We start from the raw sequence: 20,718 nt of genomic DNA on the forward strand, positions 1-20,718 counted from the left end.
ACCGTACGGTTCAGTATATGCATTCCGGGGCGGCAGCCAAGCCCCGCATCGGGACGAGGGATTGCGCGATGGCGGATGCGGCGGCCGGATCGCGCAGAATCCGGTCTCTCATTCTCGCGGGTTGTTCCATGTCGTCTGAGCTGGTCCAAGTCCTCGCCCTGCTGGGCGTCGCGATCGCCATGTTCATCTCGGGCCGGCCGCGCCTCGATGCCGTGGCGCTGATCATGATCGTGCTGCTGCCCATGACCGGCATCATCGACATGAACGAGGCCCTGGCGGGCTTTTCGGATCCGAACATCGTGCTGGTCGCCGCTCTGTTCGTGCTCGGCGAGGGCCTGGTGCGCACCGGCGTGGCCCAGCACGTCGGCGACTGGCTGGTGAAGCACGGCGGCAGCAGCGAGACCCGCCTGCTGGCGTTGCTGATGCTGGCGGTCGGCCTGATGGGCTCGTTCATGAGTTCCACAGCCGTGGTCGCGATCTTCATTCCGATCGTGATCCGCATCGCCCAGCAGACCGGTGTCGCGGCCGGCCAGCTGCTGATGCCCGTGAGCGTCGCGGGCCTGATCAGCGGGATGATGACCTTGGTCGCGACCACCCCCAACCTGATCGTCAACAGCGAGCTGATGCGCCACGGGGCCGAAGGCTTCGGCTTCTTCACCATCACGCCGATCGGCGTGCCGGTGCTGCTGCTCGCGATCGCCTACATGGCGGTGGCCAGGCGGCACCTGCGCAGCGAGAGCGGCTCGACGAGCGGCGGCCGGCCGAGCCTGAACGACTGGGTGGACCAGTACAAGCTGCACGACCGCGCCTTCCGCCTCGCGGTGCAATCCGATTCGCCGCTGGTCGGCCGCAGCCTCGAAGGCCTGGGACTCGGCCCTGCCTCCGATGCCCACGTGATCGCGCTCGAGCGCCAGCACACGCTGCGGCGCGAGGTGCTGCGGGCCTCGGCCGACACCGAGATCCGGGCCGGCGACATCCTGCTGCTCGACGTCGAGTCGAAAGCCTTCGACGTCCCGGCCCTGTGCGAGCGCTATGCGCTGCACAAGCTGCCGATCTCCGGCGCCTACTTCACCGACCAGTCGCGCGACGTCGGCATGGCCGAGGCGGTGATTCCGGTCGACTCGACGCTGGTCGACACCACCGGGAGCGAATCCCGCCTGCTGGCGCAGCACGGCCTCACGGTCGTGGGCTTGCGCCGGGGCCGGGTCACCCACGCGCATGGCCTGGAAAGCGCGCGCCTCAAGGTCGGCGACACGCTGCTGCTGGTCGGGCCGTGGCAAGCGATCCGGGCCCTCCAGACCGACGGCCACGACCTGGTCGGCCTCAGCCTGCCCCAGGAAGGCGGGGCGCTGCTGGCCGCGCCGCGCCGCGCGCCGCACGCGGTGTTCTGCCTGCTGCTGGTGATCGGGCTGATGCTGTCGGGCGCGATCCCCAACGTGCAGGCGGCGATCATCGGCTGCCTGCTGATGGGCCTGTTCCGCTGCATCGACCTCGACTCGGCCTACCGGGCGATCCATTGGCGCAGCCTGATCCTGATCATCGGGATGCTGCCCTTCTCGCTGGCGCTGCAGCGCACCGGCGGCATCGACCTGGCGGCCGACGGCCTGCTGGCGCTGGTGGGCGGCTACGGCATCCGTCCGGTGCTGGCCTGTCTTTTCGTGCTGAGTTCGCTGATCGGCCTGGTGATCGCGAACACCGCCACCGCAGTGCTGATGGCGCCGGTCGCGCTGGCGCTGGCCCAGCACCTCGACGCATCGCCATACCCGTTCGCGATGATGGTGGCGCTGGCCGCGTCGGCCGGGTTCATGACGCCGATCTCGTCACCCGTCAACACGCTGGTCAGCACCGCCGGCAACTACAGCTTCGGCGATTTCGTCAAGATCGGCCTGCCGCTCGCGGTGATGGTTGGCGCCGTGGCTGTGCTGCTGGTGCCCTGGCTGCTGCCGCCCTGATCAACCGGCCCGCAGCTGCTCGCGCAGCTTGATGCCGATCTCGGGCCGCTCCAGGAAGGGGTCGGCCGGGTTCGTGATCGACACGATGTTTTCCATCCGGCTCTTCACGTTGCCCAGCGCCTTCGGGTGGCTGAAGACGTAGAACTGGTTGGCGGTGATCGCGTCGAACACCATCTGGGCGACCTCGGCGGCGCTGACCTTGCCGCTGCTGACCGCCTTGTTGCTCATCGCCTGGCCGATCAGCTGGCTCTTGGTGAGCGCACCGCCGGCCAGCGCGCCCGGGCGATTGCGTTCGCTCTGGGTGATGCCGGTGGGCACGAAGTACGGGCACAGCAGGCTCGCGCCGACCTGGTCGGTGACCAGCTTCAGGTCCTGGTAGAGGGTCTCGGTGAGGCTCACGACCGCGGCCTTGGCCGCGTTGTAGATGCCCATGTTGGGCGGCGTCAGCAGGCCCGCCATGCTGGCGGTGTTGACGATGTGGCCGCGGTAGGCCGGGTCCTTGGCCGCCGCTTCCAGCATCATCGGCGTGAACAGGCGCACGCCGTGCACCACGCCCCACAGGTCGACGCCGAGCACCCATTCCCAGTCGGCGACGCTGTTCTCCCACACCAGCCCGCCAGCGCCGACGCCGGCGTTGTTGAAGACGAAATGCGGTGCGCCGAAGCGCTGCTGCACCGCCTTGGCGAGTGCTTCCATCTGGGCCGCGTCGGCGACGTCGACCTTGCGCGCCAGCACCTGCGCGCCGGCGGCTTCCATCTCGGCCTGCGCCCGGTCGAGCGCATCCTGCTGGACGTCGACCAGCACGAGGTTCATGCCGCGTGCCGCGCCGATGCGCGCGCATTCGAGGCCGAAGCCGGAGCCGGCGCCGGTGAGAACGGCCGTCGTGCCCTTGAAGTCCTGGATCATTTGCGCGTGTCCTTTCGTCTCTTGTGTTGGGTTTGGCGTTGAGGCGCTATTGAAATACGAAACCGGCGAGATCGGAGTCGCGAAGGTGCTTCAGGGCGACACCGCCCGCAACACATACCCGATTCGCGGAAAGTGCACATGCACCGTGCCCGCGCGCGGATCGGTGCGGCGCAGCGTGTAGTGGGTGCGCGTGGCCGCGACCAGTTCGCCCTCGGTGGTCTCGGGCCCGAAGCTCTCGGCGGCGATCGTGACGGGCGAGCCGAGCGCGATGCCGTGTTCGTCCTGGAAGGTGCTGTCGGACAGCAGCGTGTGGGGCGTCGACGCGGCCGCGACCTCGATCGCCCGGGCGGCATCGAAGACCTCCATCGTGCCGTGGCCGATGGCCGACATGCGGTCCATCCAATCGCCCACGGCGGGCGTCAATTGCAGGATGCCGGCCATCGAGGGCGTGCGCTTGCGCGTGAACCACAGCGGGTGGTAGCAGGCGAAGTCGGCCACGGTCGGGAAGGCACCGAGCAGGTAGTCGGTGTCGTCGAGCATGTCGGACAGCCGGCGCAGGTACGACTTGTAGGCCGCGGCGGCATCCGCCGGCCGCAGCCTCACCATGTTGCCGCTCATCGCGCGACGGTCTTCGGTGAAGGCCTTGACCACCTCCGGGGGCGCCTTGCCGAACATGTCGGCCGCGCCATTGGGGCTGAAGTTGTAGGCCATCGCGGCCCAGAAGAGCGTGCCGTCGGCCCATTGCGCGAGCACCCGCGCCAGGCCCTTGCCCGGCTCCGGGTAGATCGACGGCAGCGGCGCCAGGTGTTCGAGCACGTCGCAGATCAGCGCCGTGTCGCAGTAGATGTCGGCGCCGATCTGCAGCACCGGCGTGCGGCGGTAGCCGCCGGTGAGCGCGACCAGGTCGGGCTTGGGCGCGATCTGCGGAATGATCACGGACTTCCAGGCCAGCTTCTTGTAGCCGAGGATCAGCCGCAGCTTCTCCGAGAAGGGGGAGGTGGCGTAGTGGTGGAGGATCAGGTCGGCCATGGGGTCTTTCGAAGTTGCGCCGTCATTGGGGCCGCGCGCGGGAAATGATCGCATCGAGGTCGACGCCGGCGCCCAGCGTGCCGAAGGCATGGCCCCAGTCGCCGCCGAGGCGCGAGGCGCAGAAGCCGCCGACCACGGCCTGCGGCGCGGTCCGCACCAGCAGCGCGGCCTGCACGGCGAGGGCCACGTCCTGCGCCAGCCGGCGGGCCTCGACCTCGGACGCCATCGCCTCGATCCGCGCCGGCAGCGCATCGGCCAGCCGGTCGAGCGCGGCATCGCTGCCGCGCGCCGGCGCCAGTTCGTGCGCCAGCGCGGCGACGGCGTCGCCCTTGCGCAGCCCGCGCAGCAGGTCGAGCGCCATGATGTTGCCGGCGCCCTCCCAGATCGAATTGAGCGGCATCTCGCGGTAGACCCGCGCCATCACGCCCTCGCCGCCCTCTTCCACATAACCGTTGCCGCCCAGGCATTCCATCGCCTCCTGGGCGAAGTGGCTGCCGCGCTTGCAGATCCAGAACTTGGCCACTGGCGTCAGCAGCCGGGCCATCAGGCGCTCGTGTTCGTCGCCGGGATGGTCGAAGGCGCGCGCCAGCCGGATCGCCAATGCGGTCGCGGCCTCGCTCTCGAGCGCAAGATCGGCCAACACGTTCTTCATCAGCGGCTGCTCGATCAGCGGGCGGCCGAAGGCCTGGCGCTGCGCCGTGTGGTTCAGCGCCAGGCTGAGGGCCTGCCGCATCAGCCCGCTGGTGCCGAGCGCACAATCGAGGCGGGTCATGGTGCCCATCTCGAGGATCTGCGGGATGCCGCGCCCCTCCTCGCCCACCAGCCAGGCGCTGGCGCCATGGAACTCGACCTCGGAGCTGGCATTGGCCTTGTTGCCGAGCTTGTCCTTCAGGCGCTGGATGCGGATCTCGTTGCGGCTGCCGTCCGGCAGCACGCGCGGCAGGAAGAAGCACGACAGGCCGGCCGGCGCCTGCGCCAGCACCAGGAAGGCGTCGCACATCGGTGCCGAGAAAAACCACTTGTGGCCGGTGATCGCGTAGCGCTCGCCCCAGCCGTCGCTGCCGGTGCGCGCCGCCTGCGTGGTGTTGGCGCGGACGTCCGAGCCGCCCTGCTTCTCGGTCATGCCCATGCCCATGGTCACGCCCGGCTTGTCGCGCCAGGGCAAGAGCCTCGGGTCGTACCAGCGGCTGGCGAGCTTCGGGCCCCAGTCGGCGTAGACGCCGGCATTGCCGCGCAGCGCAGGCGTCACGGCATAGCTCATCGAGATCGGGCACAGCATCGAGGGCTCGAGCTCGGTGAACAACATGAAGCCGGCCGCCCGTTCGACGTGCGGCGACTGCGATTCGCCGGTCCAGGGCGTGCCGTGCAGGCCGGCGCCGACCGCCGCCGCCATCAGCGCGTGATAGCTCGGATGGAACTCGACCTCGTCGATGCGGCGGCCAAAGCGGTCGTGGGTGTGCAGCACCGGCGGGTGGATGTTGGCCAGCCGCGCATGGGTCTGCATCTCGGCCGTCCCCAGGCTGGCTCCCAGGTGTTCAAGCGGCGCCAGCTGCAGCTGCGGCGCGTTGAACTTCAGCGCGTCACGCAGCGGCCGGTGACTGTCGAACAGGTTGTAGCCGGTGAGCGGCGCCGGCTGGTTGAAGACCTCGTGCGTGGTGTCCATGGCCGGCTCTCCCCGTGGCTGGGTTCAGATCAGCTTGACCAGCTGCTTGCCGAAGTTCCGGCCCTTCAACAGGCCGAGGAAGGCTTCGGGCGCGGCCTCGATGCCCTGGGCGATCGACTCGCGCGGCCGGAGCTTGCCGCTGGCGACCAGCGCGCCGAGTTCGGCCAGCGCTTCGGGCCAGACTTCCATGTGCTCGCTGACGATGAAGCCCTCGAGCTTGAGCCGGTTGACCAGGAACAGCGCCGGATTGGCAAGCGGCAGCGGCTGGCCGTCGTAGCCGGCGATCATGCCGCACAGCGCGATCCGCGCGAAGGCGTTGGTGCGCAGCAGCACCGCATCGAAGATGTAGCCGCCGACGTTCTCGAAGTAGCCGTCGATGCCGTTCGGGCAGGCTTCCTTGAGCGCCGCGCTCATGCTCTTGACGTCGGGATGCTGACGGTAGTCGATGCAGGCATCGAAGCCGAGCTCGTCGGTGACGTACTTGCACTTGTCGGGGCCGCCCGCAATGCCGACCACGCGGCAGCCGCGCGCCTTGGCCAGCGCACCGAAGGCGCTGCCGACCGCGCCGCTGGCGGCGGTGATGACCACGGTCTCGCCGGCCTTCGGCGCGATGATCTTCACCAGCCCGTACCAGGCCGTGACGCCGGGCATGCCGACCGCGCCCAGGTAGTGAGACAGCGGCACGTGCGTGGTGTCGACCTTCTTGAGCGCGCCGGGCTGCGAGGCATCGACCACGCTGTATTCCTGCCAGCCGCCGAAGCCGACCACCTTGTCGCCGACCGCGTACTTGGGGTGTTTGCTCTCGACCACCTCGCCGACCGTGCCGCCCTGCATCACCTGCCCCAGGGGCTGCGGCTGGGCGTAGCTCTTGGCATCGTTCATGCGGCCGCGCATGTAGGGGTCGAGGCTCATGTAGTGGTGGCGCACCAGCACCTGGTTGTCCTTCAGCGCCGGGGTCTCGGTGCTGACGAGCTTGAAGTTGCTGGCGACGGCTTCGCCCTCGGGGCGGTTGTCGAGGATCTGTTGTCTGTTGGTGGGCATGGAGGTCTCCGGAGAAAAGGGGTCAGTCGGTCGAGGGCGGGCGCATCGCGTTGGCGCTGGCCGGGCCCGTGGGAAGGCGGCGCTTCACGTACTTGAAGGTCCCGGTGGCGTGGGCGCAGACGCGTTCCTGGGCGTCGTAGATCTTGGCCTCGGTGAAGCCCATCGTCGCGGTGCGGTGCAGCAGGCTGCCGCGCGCGATCAGCGGGCCGACCGACGGCGCCATGAAGGTGGTCTTCATCTCGATCGTGACGACGCCGATCTCGGGCGTCTCGCTGCGGGCGGCGGCGGCCATCGCGATGTCGAGCATGGTCATGATGGCGCCGCCGTGCGTCACGTCGAAGGTGTTCAGGTGCTCGGGCTTCGCGGTATAGCGCAGCTCGGATTGGCCGCCCTCGAATTTCGTGATCTCGAAGCCGAGATGGCGCGCGAACGGGATGCGGTCCGTGTAGGAGCGCAGGTTGATGCTGTCGTCGGAATCATTCATTTCAGTGTTCCACCACGCGATCACGTGAGCCATGACGCATGAAACCGGCGCAGCCCCATGCCAGAGGTACCGCGGAACCGGCTTTGCCGGGCCGCTGGTATCGCCCCCCTGGAGGGGGGAGGCGCCGCAGGCGCTTCGGGGGGTGTTCCATCCTACGCGCCGAGAACCACGCTCACGCCGCCGTCGACGGCCAGCCACTGGCCCGTGATGTGCTTGCCGGCGTCGCTGGCGTACAGCAGCGTGACGCCCTTCAGGTCCTCGTCGTCGCCGAGCCGGCCGAGCGGCGCATGCGAAGCCATCTTGTCTTCGCCGATCGACTTGATCAGGCCCGCCGCCATCTTGGTCATGAAGAAGCCCGGGCAGATCGCGTTGACGTTGATGTTGTACCTGCCCCATTCGGCGGCCAACGTGTGGGTGAAGCCGATCACCGCGCTCTTGGAGGTGTTGTAGGCGATGGTCTGCATCTCGGGCGGGTTGCCGTTGAGGCCGGCGATCGAGGCGATGTTGATGATCCGGCCGGCCTTCTTCGGGATCATGTAGGCGCGGGCGACCTGCTGCGCCAGGATGAAGTAGCCGCGGACGTTGAGGTTCATCACCTTGTCCCAGGCTTCGACCGGATGGTCTTCGGCCGGGGCGCCCCAGCTGGCGCCGGCGTTGTTGACCAGGATGTCGATCGCGCCCATGCGCTCGAGCGTCTCGGTGGCGAGGCGGCGGGTGTCCTCCTCTTTCGAGCAGTCGGCCGCGATCCAGCGGGTGTCGATGCCGGCCGCCTGCAGTTCGGCCGTGGCCTGCTCGAGGTCGTCGGCCTTGCGCGAGCTCAGCATGATGCGGGCGCCGGCCTCGCCGAGCGCGTGGGCCATCTGCAGGCCCAGGCCGCGCGAGCCGCCGGTGATCAGCGCGGTCTTGCCGCTGAGGTCGAAAAGCTTCTGGATGCTGCGTGCAGTCATGGTGTCTCCGGGAATGTCAGGGGGTTTGATAGTCGAGCACGCTGCGTGACTCGCGCAGGCTGCCGAGGACGGCCGACACCTCCACGTGCTGGGGGTGCTCCAGGTAGGCCTGCAGCGCCGCCTCGTCGTCGAAGGCCGAGTTCAGCACCACGTCGCAATTGGCCTCGAGGCCGGGCCTGCGCACGCCGACCTCGAACTGCCGCATGCCCGGCACCAGGCCCTGGCAGCTGTCGAGCCGAGCCTTGAACGCGGCGGCGTCCTTGGGGTTCTTGAGCTTCCACATCACGACGTGCTTGATCATGGCGAATCCTTGCTGTCCGGGAACCGGGAACGGACATAGATCAGCACCACGCCGACGGCCACCAGCGCGGCGCCGGGCACGGCCAGGGCCCAGCCCAGCGCTTCGTCGGCACGCCCGACGGCGATGCCGATGACCACGCCGAAGAGGCCGCCGAAGATCAGGATCCAGATCCATTTCTCGAGCGTCGCATGCGGCTTCGCCTGGGACACGCCGGCCATCAGAAGGCCTCCTCGGGCAGCGCCGCGCAGGTCGGGTCGCGGCGCTCGACCACCTGCAGCCAGGCACCGATCTTCGGCAGTTCGTAGTGGAAGAAGAAGTCGGCCGCACCGAGGCGCCCGACCGTGGCCGGCAAGGCCTTGGCGCCGTCGCGCGCCAGCGCGTGCTGGGCGACATCGAGCCAGATCCAGGCCAGCACCACATGGCCGAAGGCCTGCATGTACGGCACCGCATTGGCCAGCGCCTCCTGCGGGTTGCCGGTGGCCCAGGCGGCCCGGGTGGCCGAGCCGATGCGCTCGAGCGCCTCGCCGAGCGCCTTGGCGTGGGCGGCCAGCGCCGGCACCGCGGCGGCGCGGGCGATCGTCTGGCCGACCCGTCCGGCCAGCAGCTGCAGGCCGCGTCCGTCTTCCATCAGCACCTTGCGTCCGAGCAGGTCGGCCGCCTGGATGCCGTGGGTGCCTTCGTGGATCATGTTGAGCCGGTTGTCGCGCCAGTACTGCTCGACCGGGAAATCGCGCGTGTAGCCGTAGCCGCCATGGATCTGGATCGCCAGCGAGTTGGCTTCCAGGCACCATTCGCTGGGCCAGCTCTTGGCGATCGGGGTCAGCACCTCGAGCAGCAGCCGCGCATCGTCGGCCGCCTGCGCGTCACCGGTCTTCTGCTCGTCGACCAGCCGCGCGCAATAGAGCTCCAGCGCCAGCGCGCCCTCGCAGTACGCCTTCTGGGCCAGCAGCATGCGGCGCACGTCGGCGTGCTCGATGATCCGCACCTGCGGCTTGGCCGCATCCTTGCCGGCCGGGCCCGCGGGCCGGCCCTGCGGCCGGTTCTTCGCGTAGTCGAGCGAGGCGAAGTAGCCCGCCATGCCGAGCATGGTCGCGGCCGTGCCGACGCCGATCCGCGCCTCGTTCATCATGTGGAACATGCAGTGCAGGCCCTTGCCGGGCTGGCCGACCAGGTAGCCCACCGCGCCGGCCTTGCCGCCGACCGGGAACTTGCCCTCGCCGAAATTGAGCAGCGTGTTGGTGGTGCCGCGCCAGCCGAGCTTGTGGTTCAGGCCGGCGAGTGCCACGTCATTGCGCTCGCCGGTCAACTGGCCGTCGGTGCCGACCATCTTCTTCGGCACGATGAACAGCGAGATGCCGCGCGTGCCGGGAACCAGCTTGCCGTTCTCGTCGGGAATCTTGGCCAGCACGATGTGCACGATGTTCTCGGTCAGCTCGTGGTCGCCGGCCGAGATCCACATCTTGTTGCCGGTGAGGCGAAAGCGCGGGCCGAGCGGATCGTCCTGGAAATCGGGGCCGTCGGGCACCGCGCGGGTGGCGACGTCGCTGAGGCTGGAGCCGGCCTGCGGCTCCGACAGGCACATGGTGCCCGACCAGCGGCCGGCGAACTCGTTCTTGGCGAAGACCTCCTTCTGCATCTCGGTGCCGTGCACCATCAGCAGGTTGGCATTGCCGCTGGTGAGCATGTTCGAGCCGATGCTGACCGAGGCCATGGCGAAGAAGCTGTTGGCCGCCGCCGACAGGGTGTAGGGCAGTTGCATGCCGCCGATGTCGTAGTCCTGGGCGGCGCTCAGCATGCCGGATTCGACGAAGGCCTTGTGGGCATCGTGGGTGGCCTGCGGCAGGATGACGCGCTCGCCGTCGAAGTGCGGCTCCTGGGTGTCGACGATGCGGTTGCTCGGCGCGTACTTCTCGCGCGCGATGCGCTCGCAGGTGTCGAGCACGGCGTCGAAGGTCTCGCGCGAATGGTCGGCGAAGCGCTCGCGGCCGCTGAGCGACTCGGCGTCGAGCCAGTCGTAGAGAAGGAAGTCGAGGGTGGGACGAAGGCTCATGGCGAGGATCGCTGGGCGAGAGGTTGGATTTCGATTCTGCCGCAGCATCCGGTGCCGATGGCAGATGTGCAATGGTGCCCCGGGCCAGCGCCCAGGGCTTCTTTTGCCCGTCGTTGACCGTGAAGGCCTCGCAGGTACGGACCGGCCCGCGAGGCTCGCGCGTCAGAGGACTTCGAACACGCCGGCCGCGCCCATGCCGCCGCCGATGCACATCGTGACCACGACCTTCTTGGCGCCGCGGCGCTTGCCTTCGATGAGCGCGTGGCCCGTGAGGCGCTGGCCGCTCACGCCGTAGGGATGCCCGACCGCGATCGCGCCGCCGTCGACGTTGAGCCGGTCGGCCGGGATGCCGAGCTTGTCGCGGCAGTAGATGACCTGCACCGCGAAGGCTTCGTTGAGCTCCCAGAGGTCGATGTCGCTGACCTTGAGGCCCAGGCGGTTCAGCACCTTCGGGATCGCGAACACCGGACCGATGCCCATCTCGTCGGGCTCGCAGCCGGCGACCGCGAAGCCGAGGAAACGGCCCAGCGGCTTCAGGCCCTTCTGCTCGGCGTACTTCTCATCGACCAGCACGCAGGCGCCGCCGCCGTCGGAGAACTGGCTGGCATTGCCGGCCGAGATCAGGCCGCCGGGGATCGCCGGGCGGATGCCGCTGATGCCTTCCTTGGTGGTGCCGGCACGGATGCCCTCGTCGTTCTCGATCGTGACTTCCTTGGTGCGCAGGCCCAGCACCGCGTCGGCCACGCCGGCCAGCACGGTGATCGGTGCGATCTCATCCTTGAAGCGGCCGGCTTCCAGCGCGGCGGTGGCCTTCTGCTGGCTGGCGGCGCCGTATTCGTCCATGGCGTCGCGGCCGATGTTGTAGCGCTTGGCAACCTGCTCGGCGGTCTGCAGCATGTTCCAGTAGATCTCGGGCTTGTGCTTCACCAGCCAGGGGTCGGCCAGCATGTGCTTGTTGGCCTCGTTCTGCACGCACGAAATGCTCTCGACGCCGCCGGCCACGTAGACCTCGCCTTCGCCCGCGATGATGCGCTGGGCGGCGGTGGCGATGGTCTGCAGGCCCGACGAGCAGAAGCGGTTGATGGTCATGCCCGAGGTGGTGATCGGCAGGCCGGCGCGCAGCGCGATCTGGCGTGCGATGTTCGAGCCGGTGGCGCCCTCGGGCGTGGCGCAGCCCATGATCACGTCGTCGACCGAGGCCGGGTCGATGCCGGCGCGCTGCACCGCGTGCTGCACCGCGTGGCCGCCGAGCGTGGCGCCGTGCGTCATGTTGAAGGCACCCTTCCAGCTCTTGGCGAGCGGCGTGCGGGCGGTGGAGACGATGACGGCGCGGGTCATGGTGAGGTCCTTTGAGAAAGAGGAATGACGGTTACTGGGGCTGTTGCGTATCGCGCAGCAGTTGCTGATAGAACTGGATCATCTCGCCGTAGTTGGCGATCGAGACGCGCTCGTTGGTGCCATGGAAGCGCGGCAGGTCTTCGGCCTTGACTCGGAACGGCGAGAAGCGGTAGACCGCATCGCTCACCAGGCTGAAGTGGCGCGAGTCGGTGGCGGCCGTCATCAGGCCCGGTGCCACGACCGCGTCCGGGAAGGTCTGCCGCACCGCCTGCTCGATCGCGCGGTAGCCGGTGCTGTCGGTCGGCGACACCGGCGACGGCTCGGAATTGCCCGGGTAGCGCTTGACCTGGATCGCGTCGTTGCCGAGCGCGCCCTTGAGGTGCTTCTCGACGCTGTCGATCGAGTCGCCCGGCAGGATGCGGAAGTTGACCGCTGCCTCGGCGCGGCCCGGCAGCACGTTGTCCTTGTTGCCGGCCCGCACGATGGTGAGCGCCGTGGTGGTGCGCAGCATCGCATTGCTGCTCGGGCTCTTCTCGAGTTGACCCTCGACCAGCGGCCCGGTGAGCCACAGGTTGGACAGCATCACGCGGTTCAGGCCGCTCATCTCGGGGGCCAGCGCGCCGAACATCTGCGCCGCCACGCCCTGGATGCCGCCGGGCATCGGCTTGGCCTCGAGCCGCGCCAATGCGGCGCTCATGCTGCCGATCGCGCTGTGCTGCGGCGGCATCGACGAGTGGCCGGGGGCGGTGTCGAGCGAGAGGAAGAAGGTGCCGTAGCCTTTCTCGGCCAGGCCGATCAGCGCGGCCGGCTTCGAGAGACCCGGCAGCACGCCGTCCAGCACCAGCAGGCCTTCGTCGAGCACCCAGTCCAGGCGCACGCCGCGCGACTTGAGCAGCTCGGCGATCGGCAGGGCGCCGCGCAAGCCGCTGACCTCCTCGTCGTCGCCCATCACGAGATAGACCGTCTGGGTGGGCTTGAAGCCCTGCCCGATCAGCAGCTCGATGGCTTCCATCTGCGCGAACAGGTTGCCCTTGTTGTCGAGCGTCCCGCGGCCCCAGACGAAGCCGTCCTGGATGGCGCCGCTGAACGGGTCGACCGACCAGGCCTTCTCGGTGCCCGGCGCGATCGGCACCATGTCCTGGTGCGCCATCAGCGCGATCGGCTTGGCGGCCGGATCGCTGCCGGCCCAGGTGTAGAGCAGCGCCTTCTGGCCCACCACCTCTTTCTTGAGGGTGGCGTGGACTTTCGGGAACTGCTCGGCCAGGTAGGCATGCAGCTTGTCGAACTCGGCGTCGTTGCCGCTCGGGTTGTCGAGGCTTGACACCGTGCGGAACGGGATCGCGCCCGCCAGCCGCCTGGCGGCGGCCTGGACGTCGATCGCGAGCTTCGGCGCCGGCGCCACGGCAAGTTGCCGCGACGGCGTGCGCCAGGTATTGACCGCCACAGCTGCCGCCAGCGCCACCGGCACCAGCAGCAACGCCAGGAAGACGCGTTTCACCATGAGCGGTCGCCTTCCGTCTTCAGCTGAAGTTCTTGCCTTCGGCCACCAGCTTCTGGATCAGCGCGGCCGGCTGCCAGAAGCTCGCGTCGTCGCGTGGATTCTTCGCGAAGCGCTTCATCGACTCGGCCACGTTGAACAGGCCGACCTGCGACGCGTAGTGCATCGGGCCACCGCGCCAGATCGGGAAGCCGTAGCCCGTGAGGTAGACCATGTCGATGTCGCCCGACTTCGAGGCGATGCCGTCCTCGAGGATGTGCGCGCCTTCGTTGACGAGCGAATAGACCAGGCGCTGGACGATTTCCGTGTCGGAGATCTTGCGCGGCGTGATGCCAAGCTCCTTGCGGTGGTCCTCGATCATCTTGTTGACGAGCTCGGACGGGATCGCATCGCGCTTGCCGGCCTGGTAGTCGTACCACCCTGCCCCGGTCTTCTGGCCGAAGCGGCCCAGCTCGCAGAGCTTGTCGGCCGTGCGGCTGTACTTCATGTCGGCGATCTCGGTCGCGCGGCGCTTGCGGATGGCCCAGCCGATGTCGTTGCCGGCCAGGTCGCCCATGCGGAACGGGCCCATCGCGAAGCCGAATTTCTCGATCGCGCGGTCGACCTGCTGCGGCGTCGCGCCTTCGTCCAGCAGGAAGCCCGCCTGGCGCGAATACTGCTCGATCATGCGGTTGCCGATGAAGCCGTCGCAGACGCCCGAGACCACCGCGGTCTTCTTGATCTTCTTGGCCAGCGACATCACCGTGGCCAGCACGTCCTTGGCGGTCTTCTTGCCGCGCACCACTTCGAGCAGCTTCATCACGTTGGCCGGGCTGAAGAAGTGCATGCCGACCACGTCCTGCGGACGCTTCGTGAAGGCAGCGATCTTGTCGACGTCGAGCGTCGAGGTGTTGGACGCCAGGATGGCACCGGGCTTGGCGACGCGGTCGAGTTCCTTGAACACCGCTTCCTTGACGCCGAGTTCCTCGAACACGGCCTCGATGACCATGTCGACGTCCTTCAGGTCGTCGTAGCTCAGCGTCGTGCTCAAGAGCGCCATGCGCTGCTCGTACTTGTCCTGCTTGAGCTTGCCCTTCTTGACCTGGGCTTCGTAGTTCTTCTTGATGGTGGCCACGCCGCGGTCGAGCGCTTCCTGCTTCATCTCGAGGATCTTGACCGGGATGCCGGCATTCAGGAAGTTCATCGAGATGCCGCCGCCCATGGTGCCGGCGCCGATCACGCCGACCGACTTGATGGCGCGCTGCGGCGTGTCCTCGGGCACGTCGGGAATGCGCGATGCCGCGCGCTCGGCCATGAACAGGTGGCGCAGCGCCATCGATTCGGGCGTGAACATCAGCGCGGTGAAGAGCCGGCGCTCCTCGGCCATGCCTTCGTCGAACTTCAGCTGGGTCGCCGCCTGCACGGCATCGACGCACTTGAGCGGCGCCGGGTAGTTCTTGGACATGCCGCCGACCATGTTCTTGGCGAACTGGAAGTAGGCGTCGCCCTGCGGGTGCTTGCACGGCAGGTTGCGCACCAGCGGCAGCGCGTCGCCGGTCTTGCCGGCCACGTGCCTGGCGAGTTCGAGCGCTTCGTCGAACAGCGACTCGGCCGATCCCGAGAGCTTGTCGAACAGCTTCTGGCCGGGCATCGACGCCAGCAGCTCGCTCTTGACGGCCTCGCCGCTGACGATCATGTTGAGCGCGGTCTCCACGCCCAGCACGCGCGGCAGTCGCTGGGTGCCGCCGGCGCCGGGCAGCAGGCCCAGCTTGACCTCGGGCAGGGCGACGCTGGTGCCGGGCGCCGCAACGCGGTAGTGGCAGCCCAGGGCCAGTTCGAGGCCACCGCCCATGCAGACCGAATGGATCGCCGCGACGATCGGCTTGCTCGAGGCCTCGAGCGCCAGGATGACGCTCAGCAGGTTGGGCTCCTGCAGCGCCTTGGGCGTGCCGAATTCCTTGATGTCGGCGCCGCCCGAGAAGGCCTTGCCCTCGCCGGTGATGACGATCGCCTTGACGGCCGGGTCGTCGATGGCCTTGGAAAGCCCGTCGGTGATGCCGACCCGGGTCGAGAAGCCGAGGCCGTTGACCGGGGGATTGTTCAGCGTGATCACGGCGACGTCGCCGAGCACTTTGTATTCAGCCGTCATGCTGCGTTCCTTTGGGATGGGAGAGGATCGAAAAAAACGGGTTCGAGGGCCATGGCGCGATCAGACGCCAAGACCCCGCTCACAAAAAGCACGAGTGTTCTTTTTTATCGAATTCTAGGCGTTTCGAGCGACCGGGCAACCACGCCAAGTCGCTGCCGGGACAAGGCGCCGAGGTGGATTAGACCTCCAGCCATTCCTTCCGGGTAGTGGCATCGGCCCTGAGGCTGTCGGGCGTGCCGTCGAACACGATGCTGCCGTGCCCCATGACCAGGGCGCGGTCGGAGATCTGCATCGCGATGGTCAGCTTCTGCTCGATCAGCAGCACCGAGATGCCCTTGTCCTTGAGCGTGCGCAGGTACTGGCCGACCAGCTCGACGATCTTCGGCGCCAGGCCTTCGGTCGGCTCGTCGATGATGATCAGGTCGGGGTCGCCCATCAGCGTGCGGCACAGGGTCAGCATCTGCTGCTCGCCGCCCGACAGCACGCCGGCCTCGGTGTGCTGGCGCTCCTTGAGCCGCGGGAACATGCCGTACATGTCGTCGAACGACCAGCGGCTGCCGCGGCCGTTGCCCTTCTGGCCCAGCAGCAGGTTCTGGTGCACCGTGAGCTTGGGGAAGATGTCGCGGTTCTCGGGCACGTAGCCGATGCCCATGTGCGCCACCTCGTAGGCCTTGCAGCGCAGGATGTCCTTGTCCTTCCAGCGCAGCGTGCCTTCGGCATGGACCAGGCCCATGATCGCCTTGGCGGTGGTCGAGCGGCCGGAGCCGTTACGGCCCAGCAGCGCGACGATCTCGCCGGGGGCGACGTCGAACGAAACACCATGCAACACATGGCTCTTGCCGTAATAGGCGTGGATGTCTTGTAGCTTGAGCATGTCAGTGTCCTCCGCCCTGGGCATCGGCGACGGAAGAGCCGAGGTAGGCTTCCTGCACCCGCGCATTGGCGCGCACTGCGGCCGGGGTGTCGAAGGCGATCACCTCGCCGTAGACCACCACCGCGATCTTGTCGGCCAGGCCGAACACCACCCCCATGTCGTGCTCCACGGTGAGCAGCGTCTTGCCGACCGTCACCTGCTTGATCAGCGCGATAAAATGCGAGGTCTCGGTCTTGCTCATGCCGGCGGTCGGCTCGTCGAGCAGGATGACATTGGCGCCGCCGGCGATCGTGACGCCGATCTCCAGCGCCCGCTGCTCGGCATAGGTGAGGTTGACGGCCTGCACGTCGCGCTTGCGGTCCAGGCCGACCTGGTGGATCAGCTCCTCGGTGCGGGCATTGGCATCGTGCAGGTTCGACAGGAAGCGCAGGAAGCTGTAGCGGTAGCCCAGGCTCCACAGCACGCCGCAGCGCAGGTTCTCGAAGACGCTGAGCTTCGGGAAGATGTTGGTGATCTGGAAGCTGCGCGACAGGCCCAACCGGTTGATCTCGAAGGGCTTCTTGCCGTCGATGCGCTGGCCGTCGAGCAGCACCTCGCCGCTGCTGGGCGCCAGCCGGCCGCTGATCAGGTTGAACAGGGTCGACTTGCCGGCGCCGTTCGGGCCGATGATGGCGATCCGCTCACCGGCCTCCACGGCCAGGTCGACGCCGCGGATGATCTCGGTCTTGCCGAAGTTCTTGCGCAGCGACTTGAGTTCCAAGGCGTGGGTCATGCGAGCTCCCTGCGCTTGATCTCGGCCTCGATCTGCTCCTGCGCGGTGCCCCAGGCCCGCACGAAGCGCCGCCGCGCGAACTCGAGCGCCACCAGCCCGACGACCAGGATCAGCGACGCGCCGAGCCAGCTGGCCACGCCGGAGGTGTCGAGCGAAACGCCCATGAACGGGAGGTTCGGCCCCAAGGCCGAATTGAGCTGGATGTGATAGATCATTTCGATGAGGGCGGCGGCGCCGATCACCACCGGGATGATCGCCACCAGCAGGCCGCCGTAGAGCGGCCAGAACTGCTTGAACTTGCCGAACTTGGCCACGCGCAGGTTCATCATCACCAGGCTGGCAATGCCGCCCGGCGCGAACATCACCATGAAGACGAAGACCAGCCCGAAATAGAGCTGCCAGGCCTTGGAGAGCTCCGACAGCAGCACCGCGGCGAAGACCAGCAGCACCGCGCCGATGATCGGCCCGAAGAAGAAGATCGCGCCGCCCAGGAAGGTGAACAGCAGGTAGCTGCCCGAGCGCAGCGCGTTGAGGCTGTCGGCCGCGTTGACGATCTCGAAGTTGATCGCCGCCAGCCCGCCGCCAACGCCGGCGAAGAAGCCGGCGATGATGAAGGCGAAGTAGCGCACCCGCTGGGTGTTGTAGCCGATGAACTCGACCCGCTCCGGGTTGTCGCGCACCGCGTTCAGGATCCGGCCCAGCGGCGTGCCGGTGAAGGCGTACATCAGCGCGGTGCAGATGAAGCAATAGACGGCGATCAGGTAGTAGACCTGGATCTGCGGCCCGAAGGTCAGGCCGAAGAAGGGCCGGCCGTAGACCCGGTCGGTCGTGATGCCGCCCTCGCCGCCGAAGAAGCCCGGGAACATCAGCGCCATGGACGCCACCAGCTCGCCGATGCCCAGCGTGATCATCGCGAAGGTGGTGCCCGACTTCTTGGTCGTGACGAAGCCCAGGATGATCGCGAAGAACATGCCCGCCAGCCCCCCCACGACGGGGATCAGCACCAGCGGGATCGGCAAGGCGCCCTTGCTCGCGAGGTTCATCGCATGGATCGCGATGAAGGAGCCGAGCCCGACATAGACCGCATGCCCGAAGCTCAGCATGCCGCCCTGCCCGAGCAGGATGTTGTAGCTCAGGCAGATGATGATGAGGTAGCCCATCTGCGAGAGCATCGTCAGCGCCAGACTGGTCTTGAAGACCATCGGCGCGACGATCAGGACGATCGCGAACAGCGACCAGATGAAGAAGCGCCCGAGGTTCAGGGGCTTGAAGCGGTAGTACTGCGTATTCGTCATCGGATCAGTCTTCGCGCGTGCCGAGCAGGCCCTTGGGCCTGAAGATCAGGATCAGGACCAGGAACAGATAGGGCAGGATCGGCGCCACCTGCGAGATGGTGAGCTTGAGCAATGGATAGCCGAAGGTGCTTTCGGTCACCGCCACGCCCAGCGCCTGCAGGCCGCCGGCCATCGACTGGTCCATCGCCACCGCGAAGGTCTGGACGATGCCGATCAGGAGCGACGCCAGGAAGGCGCCGGCCAGCGAGCCGAGGCCCCCGACCACCACCACCACGAAGATGATCGAGCCCACCGACGCGGCCATGGCCGGCTCGGTGACATAGGTGTTGCCGCCCACCACGCCGGCCAGCCCGGCCAGCGCGGCGCCGCCGCCGAACACCAGCATGAAGACGCGCGGCACGTTGTGGCCGAGCGCCTCGACCATTTCAGGATGCTTGAGCGCGGCCTGGATCACCAGGCCGATGCGGGTGCGCGTGAGCAGCAGCCACACCGACAGCAGCATCAGCAAGGCGACCAGCATGATGAAGGAGCGCGACTTCGGGAACTGGGTGCCGTAGATCGTGAACAGCGGGCCCTGCAGCTGGCTCGGCAGTGCATAGGGCACGGTGGAGCGGCCCCAGACCAGCTGCACCACCTCGAGGATCAGGAACGAGAGACCGAAGGTCACCAGCAGTTCGGGCACATGGCCGAATTTGTGGACCCGCCGCAGGCTGTAGCGCTCGAAGCCGGCGCCGAGCGCGCCGACCAGCAGCGGCGCGATGAACAGCGCCGGCCAGAAGCCGATGATGCCGGACAGCGTGTAGGCCACGTAGGCCCCCAGCATGTAGAAACTGGTGTGCGCGAAATTGAGCACCCCCATCATGCTGAAGATCAGCGTCAGGCCAGAGCTCAGCATGAACAACAGCAAGCCGTAGCTCACGCCGTTGAGCAGCGAGATGACGAAAAATTCGACGTTCATCGGTCCTCGGGGTCACGTGGAAAAGAAAAAAGGCCCGAGTGTTGAAGTCGGGCCTCGACCGGTCAGCGCGAAATCAGGCCTCAGGGGCTGGGCCGCTTCATTTCGCAGGTGGTCGGCGTGCTGGCGACGTAGGGCTCGTAGTACTTGACCGGCACGAAGGTGTAGCCCGTGTTCTCGGAGTCGATCGGGAACTTGCCGCCGGCCTTCTCCCACTTCGACACGTACAGGCCCTGCTGCAGCTGGTGGTCGGTCTTGCGCATCTCGACCTCGCCGTTGAAGCTCTTGAAGCGCATGCCCTCGAGCGCCGCTGCCACTTTGACCGGGTCGGTCGACTTGGCCTTGACGAAGCCGTCGACCAGCATCTGCAGCGAGGTGTAGGCGGCCGAGGTGTAGAGGTCTTCCTTGAACTTCTTGTTGAAGTCGACGGACAGGCGCTGGATCTCGCCGCCCATGTTGTAGTGTCCGTAGCCGACCTGGAAGACCTTGCCGTCCGAAGCCGCGCCCATGGCGGTCGGCGTGCCGCTGACCGTGCCATAGTAGGTGTAGAACTTGACGTTGTTGAGCCCGGCGTCGTTGGCCGCCTTGATCAGCAGCGACAGGTCGGAGCCCCAGTTGCCGGTGATCACGGTGTCGGCGCCCGAGGCCTTGATCTTGGCGATGTACGGCGAGAAGTCGCGCACCTGCGCCAGCGGATGCAGGTCTTCGCCGACGATCTGGACGTCGGGCCGCTTGCGCGCCAGGTTCTCCTTGGCGTACTTGGCCACCTGCACACCGTGCGAGTAGTTCTGGTTGAGCAGGTAGACCTTCTTGACGTCCGGCTGGTCCTTCATGAAGGTGGTCAGCGCTTCCATCTTCATGGAGGTGTCGGCGTCGAGGCGGAAATGCCAGTAGCTGCACTTGCTGTTGGTCAGGTCGGGATCGACCGCCGCATAGTTCAGGTACAGCACTTCCTTGCCCGGGTTGCGGGCGTTGTTCTTCTCGAGCGCGTCGATGATCGCGAGCGCGGCGCCGGAGCCGTTGCCCTGCACCACGTAGCGTGCACCCTGGTCCATGGCCGAGCGCAGGGCGCTGGTGGTTTCCTGCGGGCTCAGCTTGTTGTCGATGCCGATGATCTCGAACTTGACCCCGGCCGCGTTCTTCTTGTTGAACTCGTCGGCCAGGAACTGGAAGGTCTTCAGCTGGTTGGTTCCGACGGCGGCCATCAGGCCGGACAGCGGATCGAGCCAGGCGATCTTCACGGTCTCGCCCTTCTGGGCGAAGGCGCCGGTGGCACTCGCGACGAGGATGGCGGCGGTGGCGATCTTGAGGGTGAATTTCATTTCTTGTCTCCTAGTTCAGGCTGTCAGGGCTGGGCGAGATTACAAGTCTTTGGGGGCCCGCCCGTCAGGGAATGCCCGTAAGGACGAGGCTGCCGGGGCGGTTTCTATCACCCATGCGACAGCCCCGTTCGGGCTGGTGCTACTCGGCGGTAGGATGGGCTCG

18 protein-coding genes are annotated in these 20,718 nt (G+C 67.4%); 1 reads left to right on the forward strand and 17 read right to left on the reverse strand.

What is annotated here, in order from left to right; genetic code table 11:
- Window positions 1-128: 128 nt before the first annotated feature.
- On the forward strand, window positions 129-1,952 hold the full coding sequence (locus tag QTI68_RS32470) for an SLC13 family permease (RefSeq protein ID WP_286527610.1): 1,824 nt from the start codon (window positions 129-131) through the stop codon (window positions 1,950-1,952).
- Here QTI68_RS32470 and QTI68_RS32475 read toward each other — a convergent pair whose 3' ends face one another.
- The 17 genes from QTI68_RS32475 to QTI68_RS32555 form a co-directional block, all read right to left on the reverse strand.
- Window positions 1,953-2,858, reverse strand: a complete 906-nt coding sequence (locus QTI68_RS32475; protein ID WP_286527612.1) for an SDR family oxidoreductase — start codon at window positions 2,856-2,858, stop codon at window positions 1,953-1,955. It abuts the gene before it with no gap.
- Window positions 2,859-2,948: 90 nt separating this feature from the next.
- A complete protein-coding gene (locus QTI68_RS32480) occupies window positions 2,949-3,887 on the reverse strand; it encodes a glutathione S-transferase family protein (protein ID WP_286527613.1) in 939 nt (312 codons plus the stop codon).
- 22 nt (window positions 3,888-3,909) lie between these two features.
- Window positions 3,910-5,550 carry an isovaleryl-CoA dehydrogenase gene (locus tag QTI68_RS32485; protein ID WP_286527614.1) on the reverse strand — a complete coding sequence of 547 codons (1,641 nt, stop codon included), beginning with the start codon at window positions 5,548-5,550 and terminating at the stop codon, window positions 3,910-3,912.
- A 24-nt stretch (window positions 5,551-5,574) separates the two neighbouring features.
- On the reverse strand, window positions 5,575-6,591 hold the full coding sequence (locus tag QTI68_RS32490; RefSeq protein WP_286527616.1) for an NADP-dependent oxidoreductase: 1,017 nt from the start codon (window positions 6,589-6,591) through the stop codon (window positions 5,575-5,577).
- 22 nt (window positions 6,592-6,613) lie between these two features.
- Complete coding sequence (locus tag QTI68_RS32495; RefSeq protein ID WP_286527617.1) at window positions 6,614-7,075, reverse strand: PaaI family thioesterase; 462 nt, start codon at window positions 7,073-7,075, stop codon at window positions 6,614-6,616.
- A 152-nt stretch (window positions 7,076-7,227) separates the two neighbouring features.
- Window positions 7,228-8,022, reverse strand: a complete 795-nt coding sequence (locus QTI68_RS32500; RefSeq protein WP_286527618.1) for an SDR family oxidoreductase — start codon at window positions 8,020-8,022, stop codon at window positions 7,228-7,230.
- A 16-nt stretch (window positions 8,023-8,038) separates the two neighbouring features.
- Window positions 8,039-8,323: a Dabb family protein gene (locus QTI68_RS32505; RefSeq protein WP_286527619.1), complete on the reverse strand. Its 285-nt coding sequence runs from the start codon at window positions 8,321-8,323 to the stop codon at window positions 8,039-8,041.
- Window positions 8,320-8,541 (reverse strand): hypothetical protein, encoded by a 222-nt coding sequence (locus QTI68_RS32510; protein ID WP_286527620.1) that lies wholly within the window; start codon window positions 8,539-8,541, stop codon window positions 8,320-8,322. Before QTI68_RS32510 ends, QTI68_RS32505 begins: the two co-directional genes overlap by 4 nt.
- Window positions 8,541-10,373: an acyl-CoA dehydrogenase gene (locus QTI68_RS32515; protein WP_286527621.1), complete on the reverse strand. Its 1,833-nt coding sequence runs from the start codon at window positions 10,371-10,373 to the stop codon at window positions 8,541-8,543. Before QTI68_RS32515 ends, QTI68_RS32510 begins: the two co-directional genes overlap by 1 nt.
- A 162-nt stretch (window positions 10,374-10,535) precedes the next feature.
- Window positions 10,536-11,711, reverse strand: coding sequence for an acetyl-CoA C-acyltransferase (locus tag QTI68_RS32520; RefSeq protein WP_286527622.1), 1,176 nt, complete (start codon window positions 11,709-11,711; stop codon window positions 10,536-10,538).
- 31 nt (window positions 11,712-11,742) lie between these two features.
- The gene (locus QTI68_RS32525) at window positions 11,743-13,212 is read right to left on the reverse strand and encodes a M20 family peptidase (RefSeq protein ID WP_286527623.1); all 1,470 of its coding nucleotides are present in this window, start codon (window positions 13,210-13,212) and stop codon (window positions 11,743-11,745) included.
- 19 nt (window positions 13,213-13,231) lie between these two features.
- Window positions 13,232-15,337, reverse strand: coding sequence for a 3-hydroxyacyl-CoA dehydrogenase NAD-binding domain-containing protein (locus QTI68_RS32530; RefSeq protein WP_286527624.1), 2,106 nt, complete (start codon window positions 15,335-15,337; stop codon window positions 13,232-13,234).
- Between the two features lie 178 nt (window positions 15,338-15,515).
- The gene (locus QTI68_RS32535; protein WP_286527625.1) at window positions 15,516-16,211 is read right to left on the reverse strand and encodes an ABC transporter ATP-binding protein; all 696 of its coding nucleotides are present in this window, start codon (window positions 16,209-16,211) and stop codon (window positions 15,516-15,518) included.
- 1 nt (window position 16,212) lies between these two features.
- Window positions 16,213-16,983: an ABC transporter ATP-binding protein gene (locus QTI68_RS32540; protein ID WP_286527626.1), complete on the reverse strand. Its 771-nt coding sequence runs from the start codon at window positions 16,981-16,983 to the stop codon at window positions 16,213-16,215.
- Window positions 16,980-18,278 carry a branched-chain amino acid ABC transporter permease gene (locus tag QTI68_RS32545; protein ID WP_286527627.1) on the reverse strand — a complete coding sequence of 433 codons (1,299 nt, stop codon included), beginning with the start codon at window positions 18,276-18,278 and terminating at the stop codon, window positions 16,980-16,982. The genes QTI68_RS32540 and QTI68_RS32545 overlap by 4 nt, the downstream gene beginning before the upstream one ends.
- Window positions 18,279-18,282: 4 nt before the next feature.
- The gene (locus QTI68_RS32550) at window positions 18,283-19,236 is read right to left on the reverse strand and encodes a branched-chain amino acid ABC transporter permease (protein ID WP_286527628.1); all 954 of its coding nucleotides are present in this window, start codon (window positions 19,234-19,236) and stop codon (window positions 18,283-18,285) included.
- A gap of 80 nt (window positions 19,237-19,316) precedes the next feature.
- Complete coding sequence (locus tag QTI68_RS32555) at window positions 19,317-20,555, reverse strand: branched-chain amino acid ABC transporter substrate-binding protein (RefSeq protein WP_286527629.1); 1,239 nt, start codon at window positions 20,553-20,555, stop codon at window positions 19,317-19,319.
- Window positions 20,556-20,718 lie beyond the last annotated feature (163 nt).

This window comes from Variovorax sp. J31P207 (assembly GCF_030316965.1).
GTDB classification, from domain to species: Bacteria; Pseudomonadota; Gammaproteobacteria; order Burkholderiales; family Burkholderiaceae_C; genus Variovorax; species Variovorax ginsengisoli_B.

Excerpts from the sequence above, each read along its gene's own strand:
- QTI68_RS32535 (WP_286527625.1), bottom strand. The coding sequence starts at position 16,211 with ATGCTCAAGCTACAAGACATCCACGCCTATTACGGCAAGAGCCATGTG.
- QTI68_RS32515 (WP_286527621.1), bottom strand. The coding sequence starts at position 10,373 with ATGAGCCTTCGTCCCACCCTCGACTTCCTTCTCTACGACTGGCTCGAC.
- QTI68_RS32525 (WP_286527623.1), bottom strand. The coding sequence starts at position 13,212 with ATGGTGAAACGCGTCTTCCTGGCGTTGCTGCTGGTGCCGGTGGCGCTG.
- QTI68_RS32500 (WP_286527618.1), bottom strand. The coding sequence starts at position 8,022 with ATGACTGCACGCAGCATCCAGAAGCTTTTCGACCTCAGCGGCAAGACC.
- QTI68_RS32470 (WP_286527610.1), top strand. The coding sequence starts at position 129 with ATGTCGTCTGAGCTGGTCCAAGTCCTCGCCCTGCTGGGCGTCGCGATC.
- QTI68_RS32550 (WP_286527628.1), bottom strand. The coding sequence starts at position 19,236 with ATGAACGTCGAATTTTTCGTCATCTCGCTGCTCAACGGCGTGAGCTAC.
- QTI68_RS32540 (WP_286527626.1), bottom strand. The coding sequence starts at position 16,983 with ATGACCCACGCCTTGGAACTCAAGTCGCTGCGCAAGAACTTCGGCAAG.
- QTI68_RS32485 (WP_286527614.1), bottom strand. The coding sequence starts at position 5,550 with ATGGACACCACGCACGAGGTCTTCAACCAGCCGGCGCCGCTCACCGGC.
- QTI68_RS32475 (WP_286527612.1), bottom strand. The coding sequence starts at position 2,858 with ATGATCCAGGACTTCAAGGGCACGACGGCCGTTCTCACCGGCGCCGGC.
- QTI68_RS32505 (WP_286527619.1), bottom strand. The coding sequence starts at position 8,323 with ATGATCAAGCACGTCGTGATGTGGAAGCTCAAGAACCCCAAGGACGCC.
- QTI68_RS32555 (WP_286527629.1), bottom strand. The coding sequence starts at position 20,555 with ATGAAATTCACCCTCAAGATCGCCACCGCCGCCATCCTCGTCGCGAGT.
- QTI68_RS32495 (WP_286527617.1), bottom strand. The coding sequence starts at position 7,075 with ATGAATGATTCCGACGACAGCATCAACCTGCGCTCCTACACGGACCGC.
- QTI68_RS32490 (WP_286527616.1), bottom strand. The coding sequence starts at position 6,591 with ATGCCCACCAACAGACAACAGATCCTCGACAACCGCCCCGAGGGCGAA.
- QTI68_RS32510 (WP_286527620.1), bottom strand. The coding sequence starts at position 8,541 with ATGGCCGGCGTGTCCCAGGCGAAGCCGCATGCGACGCTCGAGAAATGG.
- QTI68_RS32545 (WP_286527627.1), bottom strand. The coding sequence starts at position 18,278 with ATGACGAATACGCAGTACTACCGCTTCAAGCCCCTGAACCTCGGGCGC.
- QTI68_RS32480 (WP_286527613.1), bottom strand. The coding sequence starts at position 3,887 with ATGGCCGACCTGATCCTCCACCACTACGCCACCTCCCCCTTCTCGGAG.
- QTI68_RS32530 (WP_286527624.1), bottom strand. The coding sequence starts at position 15,337 with ATGACGGCTGAATACAAAGTGCTCGGCGACGTCGCCGTGATCACGCTG.
- QTI68_RS32520 (WP_286527622.1), bottom strand. The coding sequence starts at position 11,711 with ATGACCCGCGCCGTCATCGTCTCCACCGCCCGCACGCCGCTCGCCAAG.